A 24,417-nucleotide genomic window follows, 5' to 3' on the forward strand; every position below is an offset into this window, starting at 1 on the left:
GATCTAGGAACCTGACCTTCTCTGCCTAATACTCTCCCACCTTCCTCATGGACATTCGTCGCACCTTCGATGTACTAACGCAACTTCAACAGCAGTTCAACAAACCGAACTGCTTTGCCGCCAAAATCAATGGTGAGTACACGCCCATCAGCACCGATACAGTAGTTGAGCAGGCGAATCTAGTAAGCCTGGGTCTTCGCCACCTTGGAGTGGCCAAAGACGATAAGGTGGCTATCATTTCGATGAACCGCCCCGAATGGATGTTTGCCGACTTCGGCATTGCGCAGCTAGGAGCTACCAGCGTGCCCATGTACCCGAGCATTACGGTGGAGGACTACAAGTACATTTTCTCTGATGCAGGCGTGAAAGCTGTCTTCGTGTCAGATAAGAAGCTGTTTGAAAAAGTGCGTGAAGCCACCCAGGGAATGAATATTCCGGCTGAGAACGTTTTCACTTTCGATAAAATCGAGGGAGCACGCCACTTCTCTGAGTTGCTAGAACTCGGCAAGCAAGGCAACCCCGCCGACCTGGAGCCGATAAAAGCCGCCGTGCAGCCCGATGACCTGTTGACGCTTATCTATACCAGCGGCACCACGGGCCAACCCAAAGGCGTGATGCTGACGCACAACAACATCCTTAGCAATTGCCGCAACGCCCAGCGTTTCGTGCCAGTTACGAAGAACGATAAAGCCTTAAGCTTTTTACCGCTTTGCCACATTTTCGAGCGGATGGTTACCTACATCTATCTTATCAACGGTGTAAGTATTTACTATGCCGAGAGCATGGAAACCATTGCCGAGAACCTGCGAGAAGTGAAGCCTGAAATCTTCACGACAGTACCTCGCCTCCTAGAAAAAGTGTACGACAAGATTGTAGCGAAAGGCCACGAACAAACCGGCATCAAGAAAAGCCTGTTTTTCTGGGCCTTAGACCTGGGCTTGAAGTACGACAACCAGAAAGACAACGGCATTCTGTACAACACTCAATTGGCCCTGGCCAACAAGCTTATCTTCAGCAAATGGCGCGAAGCCTTGGGCGGCAACTTACGCTGTATTGTGAGCGGTGGCGGAGCGTTGCAGCCTCGGCTGGCCCGCGTATTCTGGGCGGGCGGCATTCGAGTGATGGAGGGTTACGGCTTAACCGAAACCTCGCCCGTTATTGCCGTGGGTGGATACGAGCCCGAAAACAACATGATTGGCACCGTTGGTCCTATTATCGATAACACCGAGGTGAAAATTGCAGCCGATGGCGAGATTCTCACCAAGTCGGAGTCAGTAATGAAAGGCTACTACAACAAGCCCGAGATGACCGCCAAGGAATTCGACGAGGAAGGCTGGTTCCATACCGGCGACATCGGCGAGATAGTGGAAGGGAAGTTTCTAAAAATCACCGACCGCAAAAAGGAAATGTTCAAAACCTCGGGTGGCAAGTATATTGCTCCGCAGGTGCTAGAAAGCAAAATCAAAGAGTCACCGCTCGTTGAGCAGTGCATGGTAGTTGGCGACGGGCAGAAATTTGCCTCCGCGCTTGTGATTCCCGCCTTCGATGACCTAAAGAACTGGTGCAAGCGCAACGGAGTGGACTGCAATTGTTCCACCGAGGACCTCGTGAAAAACGAGAAAGTGGTGAAGATGTACGAAGACCTAGTGCATAAGTACAACAACGGTTTTGCGCAGTGGGAACAGGTAAAGAAAATTGTGCTGTTACCTAAACTCTGGACCGTTGAAACTGGCGAGATGACACCCACCATGAAGGTGAAGCGCAAGGTCATCAGTGAGAACAACAAAGACCTGATAGAAAGCATCTATCATCACCCAGAACGCCGCTAAGAGTAGTCAGATATAAAAAGCCCCACTACCAAGCGGTAGTGGGGCTTTTTATATTCTATGAATTTGTATTATAAAGGAATGATGGGACTTACAAGGTGAAGAAAACGACTAGTTTTGCCCCTCAATTTTTCAATCATACCAAATTATATGAATCAGTTTACTACTCTCTTATTATCGTCAGCCTGTGCGGTGGCACTGTTATCAGGCTGTAGCGGCAAAGACGGTGACCCAGGACCAGCTGGCGCTACGGGTGCCACGGGGGCTACCGGCCCCACTGGAGCCTCTGGCCAGAATCTAACAGGAGCAATGTTTGGTTTTGTAACCGCAGTAGATGAGTTTGGAAGCCCTGTGGCCAAAAACGGTGTAACCGTTACGCTTGAGGGAGTGACTCCGGCTCTAAGTACTACCACTAATAGCGACGGACGGTATGAGTTTACTAATCTGCGCAACGGGACATATAATATTTCATTCAGTCGCACGGGTCTTTCCACTTACCGCCGCCTTAGCATTGCCCACGTTGGTGGCGACCAACCTACTTTTTTAGGGGCTAGTTCGCTTACTGCTCCTTCTACCACCACATTCGGCACGGCTGTGGTGAATAGCATCTTTGGCAGTAGCGTTAACATCAGTATTCCCTATTCTAATTCAGTTGCTCCTAATAGCTATTTACTTCGTACTGCTATCTATGTGAGTGCTACTACTGGGGTAAACTCCACAAATGGTACCTTCTTGATGTATGCCTATCCGGCCTCAAGTTTGAATTCAAATTCAGGTACTATCAGTACTGCTATTTCCAAAAGTACATTGAATAACGCTGGCTTTGCAACCGGAACATCAGTGTACATGGTAGCATATGGAGTGCCTTATTTATTGACTGGCCAAACAGATGCTACTACAGGAAAAACCACTTACAATGGGCTTAGCGCTACTTCGTCAAACCAAATAGGTTTTGTAGTGCCTTAACCTGACTAATAGTGAGGAGAAGTCTTATAACTTCTCCTCTTTTTTTATCGTAAGTTAGTATGCAAGCATAACATATTTTCGTATGTTTACCGGACTTCCTTCTTGCTGATGAAACCCGAAGAAACCGTCGATTATAACATAAAAGTTGCCTGGCACGCTATTTCGCGCATGTACAATACGCAGGCTGCCAAGCACGACATTACCACGAGCATTGGGTTCGTGTTATTGAACATAGACCAGGAGAACGGCACGCCGGCAACGAAAATAGCGCCGTTGCTTGGACTTGAAACTCGCTCCCTAACGCGGATTCTACGCTCTATGGAGGAGAAGGGTCTCATCTACAAACAAGCCGACACACAAGACAAACGCTCGGTGCGCATTTTTCTGACCAAAGAAGGACTACGCGGCAAGGAGATTTCCCGTCAGACCGTGCGTCACTTCAATCTGAAGGTGCGCGAGAAGATTCCGCAAAACCAGCTGGATGTGATGTTCAAAGTGATTGGACAGATCACCGGCATGATTGAAAGCAAAACGCTTTTCGAGGACTTTCAATTAAAAACTATCCGCTCCGAGTCGCCTACGGCCTAGCCGTTGACGACTCGGAGTTCTACATTATTGGCTGAACTATGTTAGTGTACATGCGTGAATAAAAACTCTGCATGACGAGTAGTTTAGTTTGCCTTTCTTCCCAGACTCTTTCATTTCTCACCCACTCATTCCCCCACGAATGAACCGTACCATCAAAAAAGTAGCTGTATTAGGCTCCGGTGTGATGGGCTCGCGCATTGCGTGCCACTTCGCCAACATCGGGGTGCAGGTATTACTACTCGACATTGCGCCCAAGGAACTCTTGCCAGCTGAAGAAGCGAAAGGCCTGAAGCTGGACAACCCAGCAGTGCGCAACCGCATTGTGAACGCGGCATTGCAAGCAGCTATTGTCAGCAATCCTGCGCCGCTGTACCGCAAGGCCGACGCCAGCCGCATCAAAACCGGCAACTTCGACGACAACCTAAAGGATATTGCCACCTGCGACTGGACGATAGAGGTGGTGGTGGAGCGCCTCGACATCAAGAAAAACTTGTTTGAGCGGGTAGAACAGTTTCGCAAGCCTGGCACACTTATCACCTCCAATACCAGCGGTATCCCGATTCACATGATGACGGAAGGCCGCTCCGACGACTTCAAGAAGTATTTCTGCGGCACACACTTTTTCAACCCACCCCGTTATCTAAAGCTGCTCGAAATCATCCCGACGCCGGACACCGATCCGACCATCGTTGATTTCTTGATGCACTACGGCGACTTGTATCTGGGCAAAACCACCGTACTCGCCAAGGACACGCCTGCCTTCATTGCCAACCGCGTTGGGGTGTTTGCCATCATGGATGTGGTGCAGGTGATGAGCCAGTTGGGCCTGACGGTAGAGGAAGTAGACAAACTCAGCGGACCAGTTATCGGCCACGCCAAGTCGGCTACGTTCCGTACTTCTGATGTGGTTGGGTTGGATACCATGATCAACGTGGCAAACGGGTTGGCGCAGAACCTGCCAAACGACGAAGCTAAGGCCGTGTTCCAAGTGCCCGACTTCATCAAGAAGATGGCCGAGAACAAATGGCTTGGTGATAAGACGGGTCAGGGCTTCTACAAGAAGGTCCGTGGTGAAGGGGGGAAATCGGAAATCCAGGCGCTAGACCTGAACACCTTGGAATACAAGCCGAGCGCCAAGGTGAAGTTTGCCACCCTGGAGTCTACTAAACCAATTGAGAAGTTAGCTGACCGGTTTAAAGTGCTGGTAGCTGGCAAAGACAAAGCCGCCGATTTCTACCGCAAAACGTTTGCGGGGCTGTTTGCCTACGTTTCCAACCGCATTCCTGAAATCACCGATTCGCTCTACAAGATTGATGATGCGTTGCGAGCCGGCTTTGGCTGGGAAATGGGTCCATTTGAAACTTGGGATGCCCTTGGTGTACAGAAAGGCCTGGAGCTAGCGCAAGCAGAAGGCAAGACGGTAGCGCCCTGGGTAGAGGAAATGTTGGCTGCTGGCAACGCCACCTTCTACAAGGTGAACGAGCAGGGCGTAAAGCAGTTCTATGACATCGAGGCCAAAGAGTACAAGTCTATTCCTGGCCTCGAAAACTTTATCATTCTCGACAACCTGCGCGCCACGGGCAAAGTGGTGTGGAAAAACTCGGGTGCTTCTGTAATTGACCTTGGTGACGGTATTCTGAACGTGGAGTTTCACTCCAAGATGAATGCGCTGGGCTCCGACGTTATTCAGGGTTTGATGAAAGGCGTGGAAATAGCCGAGAAAGACTTCCGGGGTCTGGTAGTCGGCAACGATGCAGTCAACTTTTCGGCGGGTGCCAACTTGGGGCTCGTGTACATGTTCGCGCTGGACCAGGATTTCGATGAGCTAAACTTGATGATTGCGCAGTTTCAGCAGGCCATGATGCGGATGCGTTACAGCAGCATTCCGGTGGTAGGTGCTCCGCATGGTCTAGCGTTAGGTGGCGGTTGCGAGTTGAATCTGCACTGCGACCGGGTGGTAGCAGCGGCCGAAACCTATATGGGCTTGGTGGAATTTGGCGTAGGCTTGATTCCGGGTGGTGGTGGCACCAAGGAAATGACCTTGCGTACCGCAGCCAAATACGAGGAAGGCGAGCCTGAATATAACTTGCTCCGCAATACGTTCATGACCATCAGCACGGCCAAAGTTTCAACGTCTGCGGCCGAAGCCTTCGACCTCGGTTTCCTGCGCCGCGGCGACGAGGTAGTAGTGAACAGTAACCGTGTCATTGCGCAAGCCAAGGCCGCCGCCATCGAGCTGGCGGAGGATGGCTACACGCAGCCAATGCAGAAAACCAACATCAAGGTGCAAGGCAAAGGTGCTCTAGGCATGTTCCTGACGGGTGTACACGCCATGAAAGAAGGCCGCTACATCTCCGACCACGACGTGAAGATTGCCAACAAGCTAGCGTACATTATGTGTGGTGGCGACTTAAGCAGCCCAACCGAAGTAAGCGAGAAATACTTGCTGGACTTGGAGCGCGAAGCCTTCCTCAGCCTATGCGGCGAGCGGAAAACGCTGGAACGTATCCAGTCGATTCTAACTACTGGCAAACCCTTGAGAAACTAGGGCTGGAAAGCTTGCTCTCCCATAATCGAGGCTGATTGGGTGTAGGGAAACAAGGTCGAACGAAAGCTATTAATAGTCTTGTTCAACCGTTGATTAACTACTCTCAGCCTGTTAGCAGACGATGCGGACAGCTGACTCACACTAGCTCTAATCCCACTATTTTCTTCAAGACTAAAAAAAATGAACGCATATATCGTAGCCGGTTACCGCACCGCAGTAGGGAAGGCCAACCGCGGCGGCTTCCGCTTCACCCGCCCCGATGACCTTGCCGCCGACGTCATCAAGCACTTGGTAGCCTCCGTACCTGCCCTCGACCCTACTCGCATCGACGATGTGATGGTCGGGAATGCCGTACCAGAAGCCGAGCAGGGCCTGCAAATGGGCCGGTTGATTTCGCTGCTAGCTCTGCCTATGAACGTGTCGGGCCTCATAGTGAACCGCTACTGTGGGTCTGGGGTGGAAACCATTGCCATGGCGGCCAGCAAAATAACGGCTGGTATGGCCGATTGCATTGTAGCCGGTGGTACCGAAAGCATGAGCATGGTGCCCACTGTAGGTTGGAAAACAGTGCCTAATTACAAACTGGCGCAGCAGCACCCCGACTACTACCTTGGTATGGGCCTCACGGCCGAAGCCGTAGCACAGGACTACAAAGTCTCACGCGAGGACCAGGACCAGTTCTCATACAACTCGCACCAGAAAGCCATCAAGGCTATCCAAGAAGGGAAGTTCAAAGAGCAGATTGTGCCCATCACGGTAGAGGAGACCTACCTCGACCAAGCTACCGGCAAAAAGAAAACTCGTTCGTACGTGGTTGACACCGACGAAGGCCCTCGGGCTGACACCTCGGTGGAGGCGCTAAGCAAGTTGAAGCCGGTGTTTGCCGCCAACGGTACTGTAACGGCCGGCAACTCCTCGCAGACTTCCGATGGCGCTGCTTTTGTGCTGGTGATGTCGGAGCGGATGGTGAAGGAGCTGAATCTGGAGCCCATTGCCCGGATGATTACATATGCTACTGAAGGCATTGACCCGCGCATCATGGGCATGGGGCCCATCAAGGCTATTCCCAAGGCCTTAAAGCAAGCCGGTATGAAGCTCGAGGACATCGACCTTATCGAGTTGAACGAAGCTTTCGCTTCGCAGTCGATTGCCATTACGCGCGAGTTGAATATCGACGAGAGCAAGCTGAACGTGAACGGTGGCGCTATTGCCTTGGGCCATCCACTGGGTTGCTCTGGGGCTAAGCTTAGCATTCAACTCTTCCATGAGTTGCGGCAGCGCGAGAAGAAATACGGCATGGTAACCGCCTGCGTGGGCGGTGGGCAAGGTGTAGCTGGTATCTACGAATTGCTGAAGTAGACAAATAGAGCACAAGTAGCAGTCTGGCGTGCCTGAATAGGCTCAAGGCAGCAGGCTGCTACTATTTAATGAAAAGAAACCCCGAACTACCCGGGGTTTTCTTTTCATTAAGTAGTCGGCAAGCATAACATATTTTCGTATATTTCGGTAGATTACTCTGTGGGGCAACCATAGCTAAAAATACTCGGCAAGCCGAACAACTTGCCGCTTCTCTAGACTTCAATTATAACCTCTCACAACAATTCTCACCTAGTCATGGAAGTAACCAACAAGCTTGTGAAAGGCGGCGAGTTCATTATCAAAGAAACCGACGCCCAGGACGTATTCTCTCCTGCCGATTTTTCGGAGGAGCAGAACATGATGCACCAGACCGCGCTGGATTTCGTGGAGAAAGAGGTGCATCCCCTTTTAGAGCGCCTCGACAACCACGAAGAAGGGCTGATGCGTGGCCTAATGGAAAAAGCGGGCCAGCTAGGTCTGTTCGGAGTGAGCATTCCCGAGCAGTACGGCGGACTTGATATGGACTTCACCACTTCCCTGCGTGTAACGGAAGGTGTTGGTGGCGGGCACTCGTTTCCGGTGGCTTTCGCCGCCCACACGGGTATTGCCATGTTGCCCATCTTGTACTTCGGCAACGACGAGCAGAAGGCCAAATACCTGCCTGGCTTGACCAACGGTGAGCTAATGGGTGCGTACTGCCTCACCGAGCCTGGTTCCGGCTCTGATGCACTAGGCGCCAAAACCAAGGCAATGCCTACCGAAGACGGCGAGCATTATGTGCTTAACGGGCAGAAAATGTGGATTACAAATGGCGGTTTTGCCGACGTATTCATTGTGTTTGCCCAGGTTGACGGCGACAAATTCACTGGCTTCATTGTAGAGCGTAACACGCCTGGCTTAAGCCTCGGCAACGAGGAACACAAAATGGGTATCAAAGGCTCGTCCACCCGTCAGGTGTTCTTGTCTGATGTGAAAGTGCCAAAGTCGGCGGTGCTTGGCGAGATTGGCAAGGGCCACCTTATTGCTTTCAACATCCTGAATATTGGCCGCATTAAGCTGGCGGCTGCTTGCTTGGGGGCTACCAAAATGGCGTCTACGCTGAGCATCAAGTATGCGAATGAGCGGGTGCAGTTCAAATTGCCAATCGCCAAGTTTGGAGCTATCAAGCACAAGTTGGCGCAGCAAGCTGTTCGTATCTACGCGGTGGAATCGGCTATCTACCGGGCGGGGATGGACATTGCACGTATGGAGCAAGAGTTGCTGAGCAAAGGCCAGAGCCACAACGAAGCGTTGCTAGGTGCTGCCCGCGAGTTTGCCGTGGAGTGCGCCATTTTGAAGGTAGAAGGCTCGGAAGTGCTCGACTACGTGGTGGACGAAGGCGTGCAGGTGTACGGTGGCTATGGCTTCTCAGCCGACTACCCCATGGACCGCGCTTACCGGGATTCGCGCATCAACCGCATCTTCGAAGGAACCAACGAAATCAACCGCATGCTGGCCGTTGACATGATCTTGAAGAAGGGCTTGAAAGGGGAGCTTGACTTGATGGGCCCAGCGCAAGCCGTGCAGCAGGAACTGATGGCTATTCCAGACATGAACTTGGAAGAAGAAACCGGCCTGTTTGCTACCGAGAAGAAGACCATTGCTAAGCTGAAGAAGGCTATTTTGATGATAGCAGGCACGGCGGTTCAGAAGTACATGAACTCGCTGGCCAAAGAGCAGGAAGTACTGATGAACATTGCCGATATGGCCATCAAAGTATACACTGCCGAGAGCACCCTGCTGCGCGTAGAGAAAGAAGCAAGCGTTAAAGGCGAAGAGGCCCTCTCAACCCAGATTGACATTGCCCGCGTATATCTCTACGACACCGTAGACCAGGTAAACAAGTTCGGTAAAGATGCCATTGCTACCATGACCGAAGGCGATGAGCAGCGGTTGTTGGCCATGGGCCTGAAGCGCTTCACCAAAGCCGACCTCTACAATGCCAAAGAAGCTCGTCGTCGTATTGCTGACGTGCTGATTGCGGCCAACGAGTATGCCTACTAAAGCTCGGTTGCAGACGAATATTTAGGACCGTGCGGCATCAGCTGCGGGTTAAGGCAAGCAAAGCCGCTCCTGGTTTCAGGGGTGGCTTTGTTGTTTTCGGGTGCAACGGATTGTTGTGCTATTCGTTTGCAAAGGCATACGCTCATCTCCAACTCCCACTACTTATGGCCAACGAACAGGTACAGGGCAAAGACTTTTATGAAAGCGTGCTGCGGTTCTATGACCACGCGGCCAGCTTCTCGAAGCTTGACCCTGGCATCATTGCCCAGATACGGGCTTGCAACAGCATCTACAAAGTGAACTTTCCAGTGGAAGTGGACGGGCACGTGCAGGTATTCGAAGGAATTCGGGTGCAGCACAGCCACCACAAGCTTCCTAGCAAGGGTGGTATTCGTTACAGCGTGTATGTAGATGAAGAAGAAGTTATGGCGCTGGCTACGCTCATGACGTTTAAGTGCGCCTTAGTAGATGTACCGTTCGGTGGAGCTAAAGGAGGAGTGAAAATCAATCCGCGCACCAGTTCCGAGCAAACATTGGAGCGCGTTACGCGCCGGTACGCCAGTGAGCTAATCAAGAAAAACCTAATTGGACCGGGCATGGACGTGCCGGCTCCTGACTACGGCACCGGTAGCCGCGAAATGGCTTGGATTGCTGATACGTACCTCACTTTCAAATACGGGGATACCAGTGCTCTAGGCTGCGTAACGGGCAAGCCAGTAGGGCAGGGCGGTATTCGGGGGCGTACGGAAGCTACCGGGCTTGGAGTGTTCTACGGCTTACGCGAACTGCTGATGGACCAACCTATGCTAGAGAAAATCGGCCTTACAAGTGGTATTGCTGGCAAGCGCATCATCGTGCAAGGCTTAGGCAATGTGGGGTACTACGCAGCGCATTTCTGCCAAGCAGCTGGAGCCATTATCACGGGTATTGCGGAGCGGGAGGGAGGCATCTTCAACGCCGACGGCCTGGATGTGGCGGCTGTGTTCAAGCATCGGCAAGAAACGGGTGCCATCTGTGGCTTTGAAGGGGCAATAGATGTAGCCGACTCTCTGGATTTGCTGGAGTATGAATGTGATGTGCTGCTACCCGCCGCTCTGGAAAATCAGATTCATGAAGGCAACGCAGCCAACATCAAGGCCAAGATCATTGCGGAAGGAGCTAATGGCCCTACCACACAGGCGGCCGAAAAGATTCTGTTGGAGCGGGGCATTGTAATTTTGCCTGACCTCTACCTTAATGCAGGCGGCGTAACAGTTTCCTACTTTGAGTGGCTGAAAAACCTGTCAAACGTACGTTTTGGGCGTATGGGCAAGCGGGCTGAGGAAGCGGCTATGAAACGCTTAGTGGAAACCATAGAGCGAACTACCGGCAGGAGTGTCACGCCCGAGGAGCGAGAACTAATCGTGCATGGGGCCGATGAAATAGATTTAGTGCGCTCAGGCTTGGAGGATACCATGATTACGGCTTACCATTCCATTCGGAGAGTGATGAATGAAGTGGAGGGCATCACTGACCTTCGCACGGCTGCTTTCTACAACGCCATCGAGAAGATTGGGGTCAGTTACCAGTCGCTGGGTATCTTTCCATAAGGTGCTGCAGCCATCGAAGATTTTACACAGAAAAGCCGTTCCTGAATTCAGGAACGGCTTTTCTGTGTGGAGTGCCTGCCGTAGTATAGGCTACTTCACTGCAATCTTGTTTAACATCAGTGCGGCTGATTTTTTATTAGGCCGGCTTACTCCCACAATCGTTTTGGCGTCCAGCCAAGCCGTAAAGTCTTTTACATAGGAAGGGTTCTGGTCAGCAGCTACGTTCAGGCCCAGTCCTTTGGGAGGTTGCACCACTCCTGTCTGTACGTTCACGCGGCGCATGTATAAGTCCGATTTGCCTTTTAATTTTTCCCACGTCACAAATTGCAGGTCGGAACCGAAGAGGGCCGCTCGGTAGCCGATGCTGCTGAACCCTTCCGTAGCAGGCGCCACCTGGTCTTTGGCCACAATGCTATGCCAAGCCGGCGACAAAAACTCGTTGTAGCCAAACAGATGCAACTCTTGGCTGTGGCCAGGGGAGTTGTCGCCGCCTTCTTCGTACTTCTTTTCGCCTACCACAACCAATTGCTTCTCAGGAGTCAGGAAGAGGTCGGTGAGGTATACATCCTCTAAGCGTTTGGCAGTGGACGCAGTGGCTTTGTTGGTTTCGGCTAGATACTCCGGGGTGAAGTTGAACTCTGGCGCAAATTTCATATCCCCATCGTCTGAAAAATCAAACTTTACCACCTTGAGGCTGTGGTAAAGGCCGCTTATTCGCTCGTTGCAGATGGCAGCAGCGTAAAGAACGTTGTCGGGCTGAAGGGCAAAACGGGAGTCGAATACGTTCACCACTTTGCCCCCAAACGTCCCGCCTACCGACACCGACATGACTTTGATATCATTGTTGTCGTTGCGGTAGCGCCGAACGGTAAGTTTCTTCATCTCGTCGCTCACTAGCGTAACGTACTGCGCGCCATCGTTGCCGACGTGGACGGTAGTGGAGAAGAAGGCGCCTTGGTCACTGAAATCGTAAGTGCGGTCTTTGAGCTTGGTTAGTTTCTCATCGAACACGCTGGCACTGATGGATTTAATCTGCGTATTACGGGTTAGGTAGCGCCACGCTACTAGCTTAGTGCCATCCGGAGAGAAGGCAATGCCCGGCCGTCGGTCCCTGGCACCAGTTTCTGTAATCTTCTTCAGTGCAGACTTCTGGCCGTTACTCAAATCAATGGCTAGGGCCGATAAGGTTTGTGTGGTGCCGTTCTTCTGATACACTGCTACCAGGACTTGACTTCCACTGGTAGTAAAGCCTTCAACGACCTGCTCTGCCGTCACGGGTAGGGGAGTACTCCACTGGCGTTTTAGTTCGGCATCGTACCGCTCTACGGCGTACTCCGTGGCCGATTTGTGAGCAAGAATTATAAATCCGCTTCCCGGCAGCGGTATGGTTTTGCGTACTACCCGCTGGTTATAACGGTCGTCGGATTGCTCAGGTACATAACTGAACGGAGCTGATTTCACTTTCTGAGCCTGCACCGTATTCGGGCTAAACAGCAAGGTGGAGGCTAGAGCGCCAGCAACTAGCAGAGAGGTAAAACGCACGGATGAAGCAGGTTAAATGAAAAAATCAAAAAAAGGAGAAAGTGTACTCTCCAAAGGTACCCAAACTCGAGCTGCCGATGTAAATGGTCGGCTATTATGCTGCAAGTAAAGATTTGTTCACGCATTCATAACGCCATAAGCCGCATTTCCTGTCGTGTATCTCGTTAATTTGCAATGGATTTACAGTGAAAAGTGAGCTATTGACGCCACTGGATCAGGGTTATATGGTTCCAATAAAACTTTATACAAAGCCAAGTTTATCAGGTTTACTTTCGCTGCCTATGTAGTTGAAATTGCGTTTTACAAGCTTTTCAAAATATTCAAAAAACTGTTTTCTCCTAAAATATGGTTGAGGAGGAATTTTTTGGCCTTAACTTTGTTCCGCCGGTCTACTACAGTTCGCGCATTTATTCTTCTATGAAATCTTTAGTCCGATTCGCTCTCCTGTTCGCTCTTATCGTTGTTGGCAAGCTTGCAAAACAACCAGAAATACTGTCTGGTACGGTGAAAGTAGAGCCGGTGGTAAATCCTATTACGGTTAAGCCTGTTTCCTTTTCTCGGCACGCTACTTCGGAGCCTGCCACTCAGGCAAACAACAGTCGGTTGTGGCATGCTACTGCCCCCGTAACAACCGGAGCGGCTAGCACTGAATAGCTCATCAGTAAGCGACTTATCTAAGTCGCTTTTTTTATGGCCGTATTGCAGCTAGGCTAGCTGATGCGGCTCCAGTTTACGGCCGTGGCAGGTAAGCTTTCGATATGCCGGCGAATATTGGCATTGTCTGGGTGGTTAAGGCCTGGGTCCTCGTTTAGCAGTTGCTGAGCCGCTGCCCTCGATTCAGTTAGAATACGACCGTCCTTAGCCAAATCGGCAATCAACAAGTCCAGCACGCCACTTTGCTGCGTGCCCATCAGGTCGCCGGGGCCCCGTAGTTTCAAGTCAATATCGGCTATTTCAAAGCCGTTGTTGGTGCGTACCATGGTTTCGATGCGTGTACGCGAGTCTTTGCTCAGCTTATAGCCCGACATCAGGATGCAATAGCTCTGGTCGGCACCCCGGCCTACTCGCCCCCGCAATTGGTGGAGCTGCGAAAGGCCGAACCGCTCTGTGCTTTCAATGACCATAACGGAGGCATTAGGCACGTTTACGCCCACTTCAATTACGGTAGTGGCTACCATAATTTGCGTTTCCCGCTTCACAAAACGCTGCATTTCGCTATCCTTCTCGGCAGCACTCATCCGGCCATGCACAATGCTGATCTGGAACTCTGGAAAAGCCCGCGCAATGCTTTCGTAGCCGTCCATGAGGTCTTTGTAATCGGCCATAGCCTCGCTCTCCTCAATGAGCGGATATACGATGTATACCTGGCGGCCCAGGTTGATTTGGTCGCGCAGGAAGCCGAACACCTTAAGGCGGTTGGAGTCGAAGCGGTGCACCGTGACAATGGGCTTACGGCCAGCTGGCAGCTCGTCAATCACCGACACATCCAAGTCACCATACAGCGTCATGGCCAGGGTGCGCGGAATGGGCGTGGCCGTCATCACGAGCACATGGGGAATAACATGTGGGTTCTTTTGCCAAAGCTTGGAGCGCTGCGCCACGCCGAAGCGGTGCTGCTCGTCCATAATGGTAAGCCCCAGATTACGGAACTGCACCACATCTTCGAGCAAGGCGTGCGTGCCTACCAACATGTGCATTTCACCGGAGCGGAGTTGCTCATGCAATACGCGCCTATCCGCTGTACGGGTGCTGCCCGTAAGCTTGCCGATCTTGATGCCGAGCAAGTCAGCAAACTGTTTCAAGCCGATATAATGCTGATCAGCCAAGATTTCGGTAGGCGCCATCAGGCAGCTTTGAGCACCGTTGTCGGCCGCCATCAGCATGCTGATAAAAGCCACAATGGTTTTGCCCGAGCCCACATCGCCCTGCAAAAGGCGGTTCATTTGCTTGCCTGTGCAGAAGTCTTTGTAGATGTCGTGGATAACTCGCTTTTGGGCACCCGTCAGGTCAAAGGGCAACACGTTTTTATAGAAATGTACCAGCGTGGGGACTTCCTTGAAAAGTTGACCAGCCAGCTCCACCTTACGTTGGTCGCGTTGGCGTAGCAGCTTAAGCTGCACGTAAAAGAGTTCTTCGAACTTCAGCCGAAACCGAGCGGCCTGCAACAGATCAGTACTTTGTGGGAAGTGAATCTGCTGGATGGCCGTGGCCTTGTCCATCAGTCCATATTGCCGAATCAGGTCCGCCGAAAGCGTTTCGTATACATGCGGCAACGCCAGTTTCAGCAAGTCCGCAACCATGCGCGCAATAGCTTTGCTATCAACGCGGTGGTAGTTCTTAAGCTTCTCTGAGGTGTTGTAGACGGGTTGTAGGTAGCTCTGACCGGGTTTGGCCTCGGTTACTTCCTCTAACTCGGGGTGCGCCATCTGGGGCCGCCCATTGAACATAGTGGGCTTGCCGAATACAATGTATTCTTGATGGTTTTTGATAACCTTCTCTAGGTAGTTGACGCCTTTAAACCAGACCAGATCTAACTCCCCGCTGGCATCGGCTATTTTGGCTACCATGCGTTTCTTCGGCCCATCTCCAACCACCTCTCGGTTGCGCAAAATGCCCTTCACCTGCACAAACGGTAACTCATCGTGCAGGTCGCAGATATTGTAGAATTGCGTCCGGTCGAGGTAGCGAAAAGGGTAGCGCTGAATCAAGTCGCCGTAGGTGAACAGGTTCAGCTCCTTTTGCAGCAGCTGAGCCCGTTGCAGGCCTACGCCACGCAGATATTCTATTTTGGTTTGAAAAAAGTTACTCAAGAGGTAAGTAGCTGAATGGCTGCTTGGCTAATAACTGGTTTTGCCGTAAGGCTGCAAACAAGTAAGCTATAGCTAAGCAGCAATTTGACTTTTTACTGGTATTTCAGTGTGTTCAGCAATTGTACAATGTCTTTCTTCACGTAGTCAATCACTGGCGCCAACGAATCATTCGCGGTGGCTGTGCGGAAGTATAAAGCTCCGCGGAAAAAGTGTTTGGTACTATCTGTGGTATAAAACTGCATCTGGCTAGGCACCTCGCCCTGTAGCTCGAACACCGCTACCCGCATTCCATTTGGAGTTTGCAAGATGTTCTCGTCGATGCCACTGGCTTTGACTTCGTGCTTGCTGGTAAGCTTGCGGGCATCTTCCAGCATTTTACTGTACAGCTGCCGGCTGCCTTTCAAGTCAGCATACGTGATTTGCACACTGGCCTTCAGCGCCGGATAGTACACATTAATCCAGTGCGGCTGCGCCAGATACGAGGAGTCGCGCAATATCTTGGCGTAGCGCGAGTATTGAAATGTGTACGGGTGGCCAGCCGCCAGCTGCTGATAGCGGTGCGGCGGCAAGTCTATTCGGTTGAACCCTTTAGGCTTGGGGGTGTATTCATCGGAGCCAGGAGAAGAGCAGGCCGACAACAACTGAAGTGAAACCAGAAAGGCAAGTAAAATTCGGGAAGTAGGCATTGGCCGCAATGCAAATATGTGCTTCAAAGGTAACGCGAAACCATTGTCCTGTGACAACATAGGTGGTATAGCGGATACTTCAAGGAAGCTTAAAATACCAGTATGAACACAAAAAAGCTCCGGCGTGTGCCGGAGCTTGCAAAATTAGAGCAGATGATGCCTCTAGAAGGGTAGCTGATCTAGTTCGGGCTCTTGGCGGAAGGTTTGCGGAGTTTCAGGCGCTCCAGATTCAGTAACCTGAGTGCTCTGTCCTCCCTGAAGCTGAGGCCGACCACCCAGCATGGTTATTTCTTCCGCAATGATTTCAGTGATGTAACGCGTCTGGTTGTCTTTGTCCTGGTACTGACGGGTCCGGATCTTGCCCTCTACGTACACCTGCTGGCCTTTTTTGAGGTACTTGTCCGCCATTTCGGCCAGCCCACGCCAAGCGGCAATGTTGTGCCATTCGGTCCGCTCAACTCGAGTGCCCTGCTTGTCCTTATAATATTCATTGGTGGCAAGCGTGAAGTTGGCTACGCTAATTCCGCCTTCCAAATGGCGCACCTCTGGGTCTTTGCCAAGGTTGCCTACCAAAATTACTTTGTTGATGCCTGCCATCACTGTATTTGCGAGAGAGTTGAAAGATCTTGTATGAGAATTTAAAGATAGCAAAAACGAAAGATTTTACCAATATTATTAGTTAAATGCTGGGGTTTTTGTCAATATAATTAGCAATCATAATTGGCTTAGGCAGGTTTTCAACTTGGTCGGCTGTGAAAGCTGCCAAGCCAGAGGTAGTTAAGGCAGCCGCTGGTAAGGGCTGTTGCAGCCAGATAGAATGAAATTTTGCTTCTACTTTCTGATGGCTCAATATGTGGCGCATGGCTTGGATTGGCTCCTCCACTCGGTCGGTGGCCACTTGGCCACCTACTGCTTCTACCACGTCAAGCAACTCTGTGGCCGATAGTTCAGGGGCATCCGTTTCGGTCAGGGCGAAGTCGTACAAACCTTCCCAAATGTCTTTGGGGCCTCGTTTGCGCATGTACACGGTATTGGCGTGGCGCAGCACCAAGTAATGGAAATAACGTGTACGCGCAGCTTTTGCTTTGCTCTTAACCGGTAGCTCATTCACCATGCCATGCTGAAAGGCATAACACTGGCTTTGAAGTGGGCAAAACAAGCAGTCGGGGTTAACCGGCGTGCATTGAATAGCTCCAAACTCCATAATAGCTTGGTTGAATTCAGCTGGTGCTGATGCCGGAATCAGCTGATCAGCAAGTATTTGAAATACGCGTCGACTAGCAGGTGCAGCAATGTCCTGCGTGAGGCCGAACACCCGCGACAACACTCGGAACACGTTGCCATCCAACACCGCCACTTTCTCATCGAAGGCAAAGGAAGCAATGGCTGCTGCAGTGTATTGACCTACGCCCCGCAGCTTCAACAACTCGGTGTAGGTCGTCGGAAAGTGTCCTCCATACTCACTTACTACTTGCTGTGCTGTGTGGTGCATGTTGCGTGCCCGACTGTAGTAGCCCAGTCCTTGCCAATACCGAAGCACTTCGTCGGCGGGAGCAGCCGCCAACTCCTGCACTGTAGGGTAAGCCTTCAAGTAGGTGAGGTAATAGGGGAGGCCCTGCTTTACTCGGGTTTGTTGCAGAATAACTTCGGAAAGCCAGATGGCATACGGGTCGCGGGTGTGGCGCCATGGCAAGTCCCGACGGTGCCGCGGGTACCATTCCAAGAGAGCACCCGCGAAATATGGGTGAGCAACAGTATTAGAAGAGGAAGTCAAGGTTTTGAGAAAGAATTAGTTGGACGTAAAGAAGGAGATAAATTTCATAGAGGGTAGTACTATTGCAAAACCAAAAAAGGGAACTACCTTTGTGGCCCCAATTCGCGAGCGAACAGCCTACCGGGCAAGCTCTTACGTTTGGGATTGGGCAATTCACCCAGCACATTTTTTTCACACCATAGTACACTTACCAGCGTGACTAAAGCAGAAGTAATCGCCGAAATTGCCGACAAGACTGGCATCGAGAAAGCTGACGTTTCGGCTACCGTAGAAGCCTTCTTCAAAGTTGTGAAGGACTCGATGGCTGAGGGCAACAACATTTACGTACGCGGCTTCGGCAGCTTCGTAAACAAGAAGCGGGCAAAGAAAGTAGCCCGTAACATCTCAAAAAATACGTCGATCATCATCGACGAGCACTTCATCCCGAGCTTCAAGCCGTCGAAGACCTTCATTGGGAAGATCAAAAACAGCAAGAAGATTAAGGCGCTAGCCAACGCTTAAGCGTCATTGTCGTAATATTGCCGGCCGTGCCGCTGGGTATCCCTGTTGGGAAACCCGGCGGCCTGCTTTTTCCACATGGCTCAACGTACTCTTTCGCATCAGCTTATTCTTTTGGCCGTCGCCGTCGCGCTAGTAGCCGGCTTGTTTCTATTGCCGAAGGTGATAGTGAAACCAAAGGAGGGCAAAGGTGAACTTGCACAGGATGCCGCCCGCACCGCTAACCGCGACAATGGTGCGGCGGCTCCCTCAACGGCTTCTGTGGAGTCGGGCGGTAAGCCAGCTGGTGCAACGCCGGAGCAGCCACACATGGCTGCAACGCCAGCACAACGCAGTGAAATCAGCAGCCTCACTGCCAAATACACTGCTGAGAAAGACCCGATTGCCAAGCTTCGCGTAGCGGCAGATCTGGCTACCAAGTACAAGGCAGTGGAGAAGTTCGACAGTGCTGGCTATTTTCTCGAGCAGTTGGCACTCGCCCGCCCTGGTGAGCAAACGTGGCAAAGAGCGGCCGATGCGTATTTTGAAGCGTTTAGCTTTGCAGCTACGCAAGACCGCCAGAAAGCACTGGGCGCTAAATGCCAAGAGCTTTACGGCAAAGTGTTGAAAAACAACCCGGACAACCTAGATGCCAAAACCAACCTTGGTATGGCGTTCATGGCGAGCGAAAACCCTGTGCAAGGGGTAGTCCTGCTGCGTGAAGTACTGGTGGCTGACCCGCGCAACGAGAAGGCCATGTATAATCTAGGATTGCTCTCTATGCAAAGCAACCAATACGACAAAGCCGTGGAGCGTTTCCGGGAGCTAACGAAAGTTAATCCTAAAAGCGTGGACGGTCAGTTTTACCTTGGAGTCGCGCTAGCTCAAACCGGAGCGAAAAACGATGCCAAGGCTGCCTTCGAGAAGGCAAAAAGTCTGAGCACGGACCCTAGTCTCACGGCTGCGGTGGACGAGCAGCTTCAGAAGCTTCAGTAAAGTTGTTGACTATTGTTGGCTAGTCAATAGGTGATAAAGCACTGACACGGCAAGCAAGCAACAATCAACAATTGGAATTTCAACCATTTAACCCATCACAACATGCCCTGCGGTAAAAAAAGAAAGCGTCACAAGATTGCCACCCACAAGCGGAAGAAGCGTCTGCGCAAGAACCGTCACAAGAAGAAGTAAGCCTGCCGGGGTTTGCTGGCGGCACTTTTCTTACAAGAAAAGATTGCCCGTCTATCTCTCATTTTGTATCCCCGAGAGTGGCTGTTTATTCGCTTTCCCCGAGGCCTGCAAGGGAAGCCGACGCCGTGTGCGCCGGCTTCCCTTTGCCAGTTTCGGGAGCCGCGGGCCACGTATCAGGATTACCTAACACCCTAATCCATTGAGTAACGAATTAATCATTAATTCTACTCAGGAAGGAGAACGGATTGCCCTGCTCCAGGACAAGCGGCTCATCGAATATCATTTCGACCGCAACGACACCAACTATTCGGTGGGCGACATCTTCCTGGGCACGGTCAAGAAAGTTATGCCCGGTTTGAACGCTGCGTTCATTGACATCGGGTACGAAAAGGATGCGTTTCTGCATTACGGCGACCTAGGCGAGCAATTTCCTTCGCTTAGCAAGTGGGTGCGGGGCGTACAGTCGCAGAAGATTGCGGCAGGCGCACTGAAAAACTTCGGTCTGGAAGGGCCGCTGGATAAGGTGGGCAAGGCTGCCGATATATTGAAGAAGGGCCAGCAGATAGTGGTCCAAATTGTAAAAGAACCGATATCTACTAAGGGGCCACGCTTGTCCACGGATATTTCCATGGCGGGCCGCTACTTGGTCCTGGTACCGTTTTCCAATACAATCAGCGTCTCGAAGAAGATCGTAAGCAAGACGGAGCGAGAACGGCTGAAGCGCCTGATTGCCTCCATAAAGCCCGACAACTTCGGCGTCATCATTCGCACAGTGGCTGAGGGCCGCGAGGTGGCTGAGCTAGACCGTGACATGCAAAGTATGGTTGGCAAGTGGGAGCAGCTTTCCACTGCCCTGCGTTCGGCCAAACCCAACGACAAGGTGTTGGGGGAACTTGGTCGTACGAGCTCCATGCTGCGCGATATGCTGAATGAGTCGTTTGATGCCATTACGGTGGATACCACAGCTCGTTTCGAGGAAATGCGTGGGTATCTGGAGCAGATTGCGCCGGATAAGATCGGGTTGCTCAAGCATTATACCGGCAAGGTGAAAGTGTTTGAGCATCTCGGTATTGAGAAGCAGCTGAAAACGCTGTTTGGCAAGACTGTGACGGTACCCGGTGGAGGCTACTTAGTTATTGAGCATACAGAGGCTCTACACGTCGTTGACGTGAACTCAGGCAACAAAAGCAACCAGGAAAGCGACCAAGAAGCTACTGCTTTGATGGTGAACATGCTGGCTGCGAAAGAAGTGGCGCGGCAGCTTCGGCTACGCGACATGGGTGGCATCATTGTCGTCGACTTCATTGATATGAAATCGGCAGAGAGCCGTAAGAAAGTGGAAGATGCGGTTCACAGCATCATGAAGCTGGACAAGGCCCGCTACACCATCTTGCCCATTACGAAATTTGGTTTGTTGCAAATCACGCGGCAGCGCGTGCGGCCAGCTGAAAACATCATCACAGGAGAGGCTTGCCCTACTTGTGGTGGTACCGGCAAGATTTCCGCTTCTATTCAAGTAACCGACGAAATCGACAACAGCATCGAAGATTTGCTGGTGACGCAAAACCAGTCGGGTATTACCTTGTACGTGCATCCCTTCCTGCACGCATATTATACCAAGGGTCTGGTTTCGAAGCAGATGAAATGGTATCTGAAATACTACAAGTGGATTAAAGTAGTGAAGGATACCAGCCTCGGCCTAACCGATTACCGAATTGAGGACGAGCAAGGAGAAGAAATAGAACTGCACTCTGCTGCAGCGGCTATGGCTCGTTTGCAAGACCGCGAAATAGAGATTACTGACTAACGGAAACGTTCTGCGACGACTCCTCCTGACAGAAGAAAAGCCCGCCCTGCTGAAGCAGAGCGGGCTTTTTCGGCCATATAGTTCTCTCAGAGAAGCAGGTGTTCTAGAATTTGATGCCTAAATCCAAAGCAAATTCGCTGTTCTTAAGGGTTACATCCGAAAAGCCCCGCTCGTCTTCGAAGTAATTATCAATGTTGAGCAAGCCACGGCGGTAGCTAATACCTGCCAGAACTTTGGTGCTCTGGCCTAGCTGATATTCAGCACCAAAGCCTAGCAGTACGGCCGCTTCTGGAATGATAACGTGGTCGAGGGCTTTGGTTTCGCCGAGCGAGGTAGCGGCTGGGTCAGTATAGCGCTTGTTGCCATCAATCCTTCCAGCTATTGCTCCTCCTAGGGTACCGCCCAACTGAAAATAGAGCTTAGTATCTGTTGCTACGTCGTTGGTAAAAAGCTTCACCGTAACGGGTACTTCAAGGTATTGAATACCGATCTTTTGTTCGTAGCGCTGCGAACTGGCTTGATCGAAATAACTGATCGTACCACCTTTCCCAACTAACTGCAAGCCGGTGCCAAAGGCGTAGTTCTGTCCGAAGAAATAATCTACAATGAGGCCACCGCCAATAGTGAGCTTGCTGCTTTCGTTCTGAAAGCTAAGAGCGGAAGGTGACTCAGTGCGCAGATTGGTGATGGAAGGCGAAAGTTTCAACCCGATTTCAACCTGGGCAGATGCTGCGCCGGCCGAGGCCCCAACAGTCAGTAGTGCTAGAAGCAATTTTTTCATGGAGAAGCTGGATAAACTTAGCTGGCTTCCAGAAGGGAAGCCGCTTGGCGTTTGGTTTTAGGCTAATTTCGCCTTAAAGATAGAAGCGTATCATACATTCCTACTTATATGCGTTCCGTACTTGCTGCCCTATTAAGTTTTCTCTTTATACTAACTACCAGCTGTGGCAAGGGGGAAGAGGCATGTGAGCTGAATCCAGAAGTAGCTAACGTAAGTGCCCCCGTTGAGTTGGAAAGATTGGAGAAGCCTTTCTTTCAGATCAAGAACTCAACCGACGCCAAGCGCTTTATCACTTCCAACCCAGTGTTTGCCGAGCAGTTTTTGCAACGTCGGCAGTTTCCTACAGATGACGTGCTAGCGGGTACCCTTACCCGCTTAGCGACGAATACAGGCCTACAGCAGCTAGGACGCCAAACCGATAGCACCTTTCAGGATTCAGATAAGCTGAAGGGGCAGTTGAAGGCTATGTTCCAGCACATCCGCTACAACTTTCCTGATTTTCGGGTGCCACCCGTGAAGACCTTCGTGACGGGCCTTAGCCAGGACATGTTTGTAAACGACAGTCTGATGGTCATTGGGCTCGACTTCTTTGTCGGGCCACAAGCACGCTACCGGCCCAACGTGCCCGACTACATTTTGCGTCGCTACCAGCCCCCCTATGTACTGCCTACTGCGGCGCTGGCCATCAGTAGTAAGTACAACAAAAAGGAATTGACCAACCAGACCATGCTCACCGAGATGGTGCAGTTTGGCAAAGCGCTGTACTTTGCTGAACGCGTGTTGCCTTGTACGCCTGATTCGTTGCTTGTCGGATACACGAACAAGGAGTTAGCCGGAGTTGCCTTCAATGAAGGTAAAATATGGGCGCATTTTCTGGAAAAGAAGTTGCTCTATAATACAGGTTCATTTACCATTCAAAAGTATGTGGGGGAGCGGCCCAACATTCCAGAAATCGATAAAACGTGCCCTGGCCGCGTGGGCGCTTGGGTAGGATGGCAGATTGTGCGCAAGTACATGGCAACTCACCCCAACGTGACGCTAGCGCAACTCATGGCCGACAAAAACGCCCAGCACATTCTGAACGAGTCGCGCTACCGACCTAAGCCGCGCCGGGCAGAGAAGTAAGGTCTGGTTTCGAGAACCGGACCAGAAATGCAAAATGCTAAGTGTCGTGATGCCTTAGCCTAGTGATGTAGATAGCCACCTTAACGTGCATATTGCCGTCTTCAGTCAGTATCATACCAATCCTGATTGCCCGGCAACCAGCCGGCACTACGCGTTGCTGGCGCATATTGCCCGTACCCATCGGGTCACGCTTATCACTACGCGTACCTGGGAGTCGCAACGGTTAAGCCACGAGTACCCCTGGGTGCCGGCGGGAGTGGAAATGCGTGCGGGGCAAGTACCCTACCAGAATCAGATGGGAGTGGTGCGGCGAGGGGTAGCCTTTGGCCGCTATGCTGCATATGCCTTGCGTGAAGGGTTGAGAATAGACAAGCCGGATGTTATTTGGGGCATAAGCACTCCACTGACAGCCGCATGGGCGGCGGCTCAGGTTGCACGTTTGCGCCAGGTGCCTTGGGTGTTCGAGGTGCAGGACTTATGGCCTTCGTTTCCGGTAGCTATGGGAGCTGTGCCCAGCAAGTGGGCACAACGGCAGCTTTTTGCTCTTGAAAAGAATCTGTACCACTCGGCCAGCCACATTTTGCCTCTGTCACCGGATATGACCGACTATGTCCGTAAGCTAGGCGTACCGGAAACCAAGCTGACCACTGTACTCAACGGCACCGACCTTGATCTTGCTGCTCATGCCACCGACGCCGCTATAGCAACGCTGCGAGATGAACAAGGCTTACACGGGCGTGTAGTACTATACGCAGGCACATTCGGCCGTGCGAATAACATTCCGATGCTGGTGGCCGCGGCCGTACAGCTCGCCGCTCACCGTCCGGATGTGACATGGGTATTTATGGGGCATGGTTTTCATCAGGCATTGCTAGAAGAGGCAGCAGCCCAGCATGCATTTATCCGGGTGGTAGCTCCTCAACCTCGTCATGCTGTCTTCACCTGGTTTCGGCTGGCAGATGTATCGGTGGTGTCATTTCTAGGGATGCCCGTGTTGAATGCCAATTCGCCTGCTAAGCTATATGATAGCCTCGCGGTAGGTACCCCCATTATCGTCACCAACACCGGCTGGACCAATGAGCTAGTAAGAAAGTATGGTTGTGGCTGGTATTCACCGGCCGATGATGCAACTGCCCTTACTACGCTACTAAACGAGCTGTTTAGCACTCCCTATTTGCTGGAGGAAGCTGGAGCAGCTGGCCGGAAATTGGCGGCTATTTTCGACCGACAAGGAATAGCCAGTGTTGTGCAGCGAGCCTTAGAGCAAGCTGCAACTAAAGCCAGATAATGCTTGTGCCTTTACAAACC

At 51.6% G+C, this 24,417-nt stretch carries 18 protein-coding genes; 12 read left to right on the top strand and 6 right to left on the bottom strand.

Annotation, left to right across the window (positions count from 1 at the left end):
* Nucleotides 1-47 precede the first annotated feature (47 nt).
* From MTX78_RS02500 to MTX78_RS02530, 7 genes are all read left to right on the top strand, one after another.
* The gene (locus MTX78_RS02500; protein ID WP_243799616.1) at nucleotides 48-1,829 is read left to right on the top strand and encodes an AMP-dependent synthetase/ligase; all 1,782 of its coding nucleotides are present in this window, start codon (nucleotides 48-50) and stop codon (nucleotides 1,827-1,829) included.
* A 147-nt stretch (nucleotides 1,830-1,976) separates the two neighbouring features.
* The gene (locus MTX78_RS02505; RefSeq protein WP_243799618.1) at nucleotides 1,977-2,792 is read left to right on the top strand and encodes a carboxypeptidase-like regulatory domain-containing protein; all 816 of its coding nucleotides are present in this window, start codon (nucleotides 1,977-1,979) and stop codon (nucleotides 2,790-2,792) included.
* Nucleotides 2,793-2,900: 108 nt separating this feature from the next.
* Entirely contained in the window at nucleotides 2,901-3,380 is a 480-nt protein-coding gene (locus tag MTX78_RS02510) for a MarR family winged helix-turn-helix transcriptional regulator (RefSeq protein WP_243799620.1), read from the top strand.
* Between the two features lie 139 nt (nucleotides 3,381-3,519).
* Entirely contained in the window at nucleotides 3,520-5,928 is a 2,409-nt protein-coding gene (locus tag MTX78_RS02515) for a 3-hydroxyacyl-CoA dehydrogenase/enoyl-CoA hydratase family protein (RefSeq protein WP_243799621.1), read from the top strand.
* Between the two features lie 180 nt (nucleotides 5,929-6,108).
* Nucleotides 6,109-7,287, top strand: coding sequence for an acetyl-CoA C-acyltransferase (locus tag MTX78_RS02520; RefSeq protein WP_243799623.1), 1,179 nt, complete (start codon nucleotides 6,109-6,111; stop codon nucleotides 7,285-7,287).
* A 255-nt stretch (nucleotides 7,288-7,542) separates the two neighbouring features.
* A complete protein-coding gene (locus MTX78_RS02525) occupies nucleotides 7,543-9,330 on the top strand; it encodes an acyl-CoA dehydrogenase family protein (protein ID WP_243799625.1) in 1,788 nt (595 codons plus the stop codon).
* Between the two features lie 164 nt (nucleotides 9,331-9,494).
* Nucleotides 9,495-10,919 (top strand): Glu/Leu/Phe/Val family dehydrogenase, encoded by a 1,425-nt coding sequence (locus MTX78_RS02530; RefSeq protein ID WP_243799627.1) that lies wholly within the window; start codon nucleotides 9,495-9,497, stop codon nucleotides 10,917-10,919.
* A gap of 90 nt (nucleotides 10,920-11,009) precedes the next feature.
* On the opposite strand, the gene MTX78_RS02535 is transcribed toward MTX78_RS02530, so the two are convergent.
* From MTX78_RS02535 to mutY, 5 genes are all read right to left on the bottom strand, one after another.
* Complete coding sequence (locus MTX78_RS02535; RefSeq protein ID WP_243799629.1) at nucleotides 11,010-12,461, bottom strand: hypothetical protein; 1,452 nt, start codon at nucleotides 12,459-12,461, stop codon at nucleotides 11,010-11,012.
* A gap of 710 nt (nucleotides 12,462-13,171) precedes the next feature.
* Complete coding sequence (gene recG, locus MTX78_RS02540; RefSeq protein WP_243799630.1) at nucleotides 13,172-15,271, bottom strand: ATP-dependent DNA helicase RecG; 2,100 nt, start codon at nucleotides 15,269-15,271, stop codon at nucleotides 13,172-13,174.
* Nucleotides 15,272-15,363: 92 nt separating this feature from the next.
* Complete coding sequence (gldD, locus tag MTX78_RS02545; RefSeq protein ID WP_243799632.1) at nucleotides 15,364-15,957, bottom strand: gliding motility lipoprotein GldD; 594 nt, start codon at nucleotides 15,955-15,957, stop codon at nucleotides 15,364-15,366.
* Nucleotides 15,958-16,119: 162 nt separating this feature from the next.
* Nucleotides 16,120-16,554 carry a single-stranded DNA-binding protein gene (locus MTX78_RS02550; RefSeq protein WP_243799634.1) on the bottom strand — a complete coding sequence of 145 codons (435 nt, stop codon included), beginning with the start codon at nucleotides 16,552-16,554 and terminating at the stop codon, nucleotides 16,120-16,122.
* An 82-nt stretch (nucleotides 16,555-16,636) separates the two neighbouring features.
* Complete coding sequence (mutY, locus tag MTX78_RS02555) at nucleotides 16,637-17,731, bottom strand: A/G-specific adenine glycosylase (protein ID WP_243799636.1); 1,095 nt, start codon at nucleotides 17,729-17,731, stop codon at nucleotides 16,637-16,639.
* Between the two features lie 195 nt (nucleotides 17,732-17,926).
* On the opposite strand from mutY, the gene MTX78_RS02560 reads away from it, so the two are divergent.
* The 3 genes from MTX78_RS02560 to MTX78_RS02570 all read left to right on the top strand — a co-directional run bounded on the left by MTX78_RS02560 (nucleotide 17,927) and on the right by MTX78_RS02570 (nucleotide 21,203).
* On the top strand, nucleotides 17,927-18,232 hold the full coding sequence (locus MTX78_RS02560) for an HU family DNA-binding protein (protein ID WP_022825443.1): 306 nt from the start codon (nucleotides 17,927-17,929) through the stop codon (nucleotides 18,230-18,232).
* Nucleotides 18,233-18,307: 75 nt separating this feature from the next.
* Nucleotides 18,308-19,204 carry a tetratricopeptide repeat protein gene (locus tag MTX78_RS02565; protein ID WP_243799637.1) on the top strand — a complete coding sequence of 299 codons (897 nt, stop codon included), beginning with the start codon at nucleotides 18,308-18,310 and terminating at the stop codon, nucleotides 19,202-19,204.
* 391 nt (nucleotides 19,205-19,595) lie between these two features.
* Nucleotides 19,596-21,203 (top strand): Rne/Rng family ribonuclease, encoded by a 1,608-nt coding sequence (locus MTX78_RS02570; protein ID WP_243799639.1) that lies wholly within the window; start codon nucleotides 19,596-19,598, stop codon nucleotides 21,201-21,203.
* 103 nt (nucleotides 21,204-21,306) lie between these two features.
* Here the strand turns inward: MTX78_RS02570 and MTX78_RS02575 are convergent, their stop codons facing one another.
* A complete protein-coding gene (locus MTX78_RS02575; protein WP_243799641.1) occupies nucleotides 21,307-21,984 on the bottom strand; it encodes a porin family protein in 678 nt (225 codons plus the stop codon).
* A 108-nt stretch (nucleotides 21,985-22,092) separates the two neighbouring features.
* On the opposite strand from MTX78_RS02575, the gene gldB reads away from it, so the two are divergent.
* On the top strand, nucleotides 22,093-23,109 hold the full coding sequence (gene gldB, locus MTX78_RS02580) for a gliding motility lipoprotein GldB (RefSeq protein ID WP_243799642.1): 1,017 nt from the start codon (nucleotides 22,093-22,095) through the stop codon (nucleotides 23,107-23,109).
* Between the two features lie 85 nt (nucleotides 23,110-23,194).
* Nucleotides 23,195-24,397 (top strand): glycosyltransferase family 4 protein, encoded by a 1,203-nt coding sequence (locus MTX78_RS02585; protein WP_243799644.1) that lies wholly within the window; start codon nucleotides 23,195-23,197, stop codon nucleotides 24,395-24,397.
* Nucleotides 24,398-24,417: the final 20 nt, after the last annotated feature.

Source organism: Hymenobacter tibetensis (assembly GCF_022827545.1).
GTDB classification, from domain to species: domain Bacteria; phylum Bacteroidota; class Bacteroidia; order Cytophagales; family Hymenobacteraceae; genus Hymenobacter; species Hymenobacter tibetensis.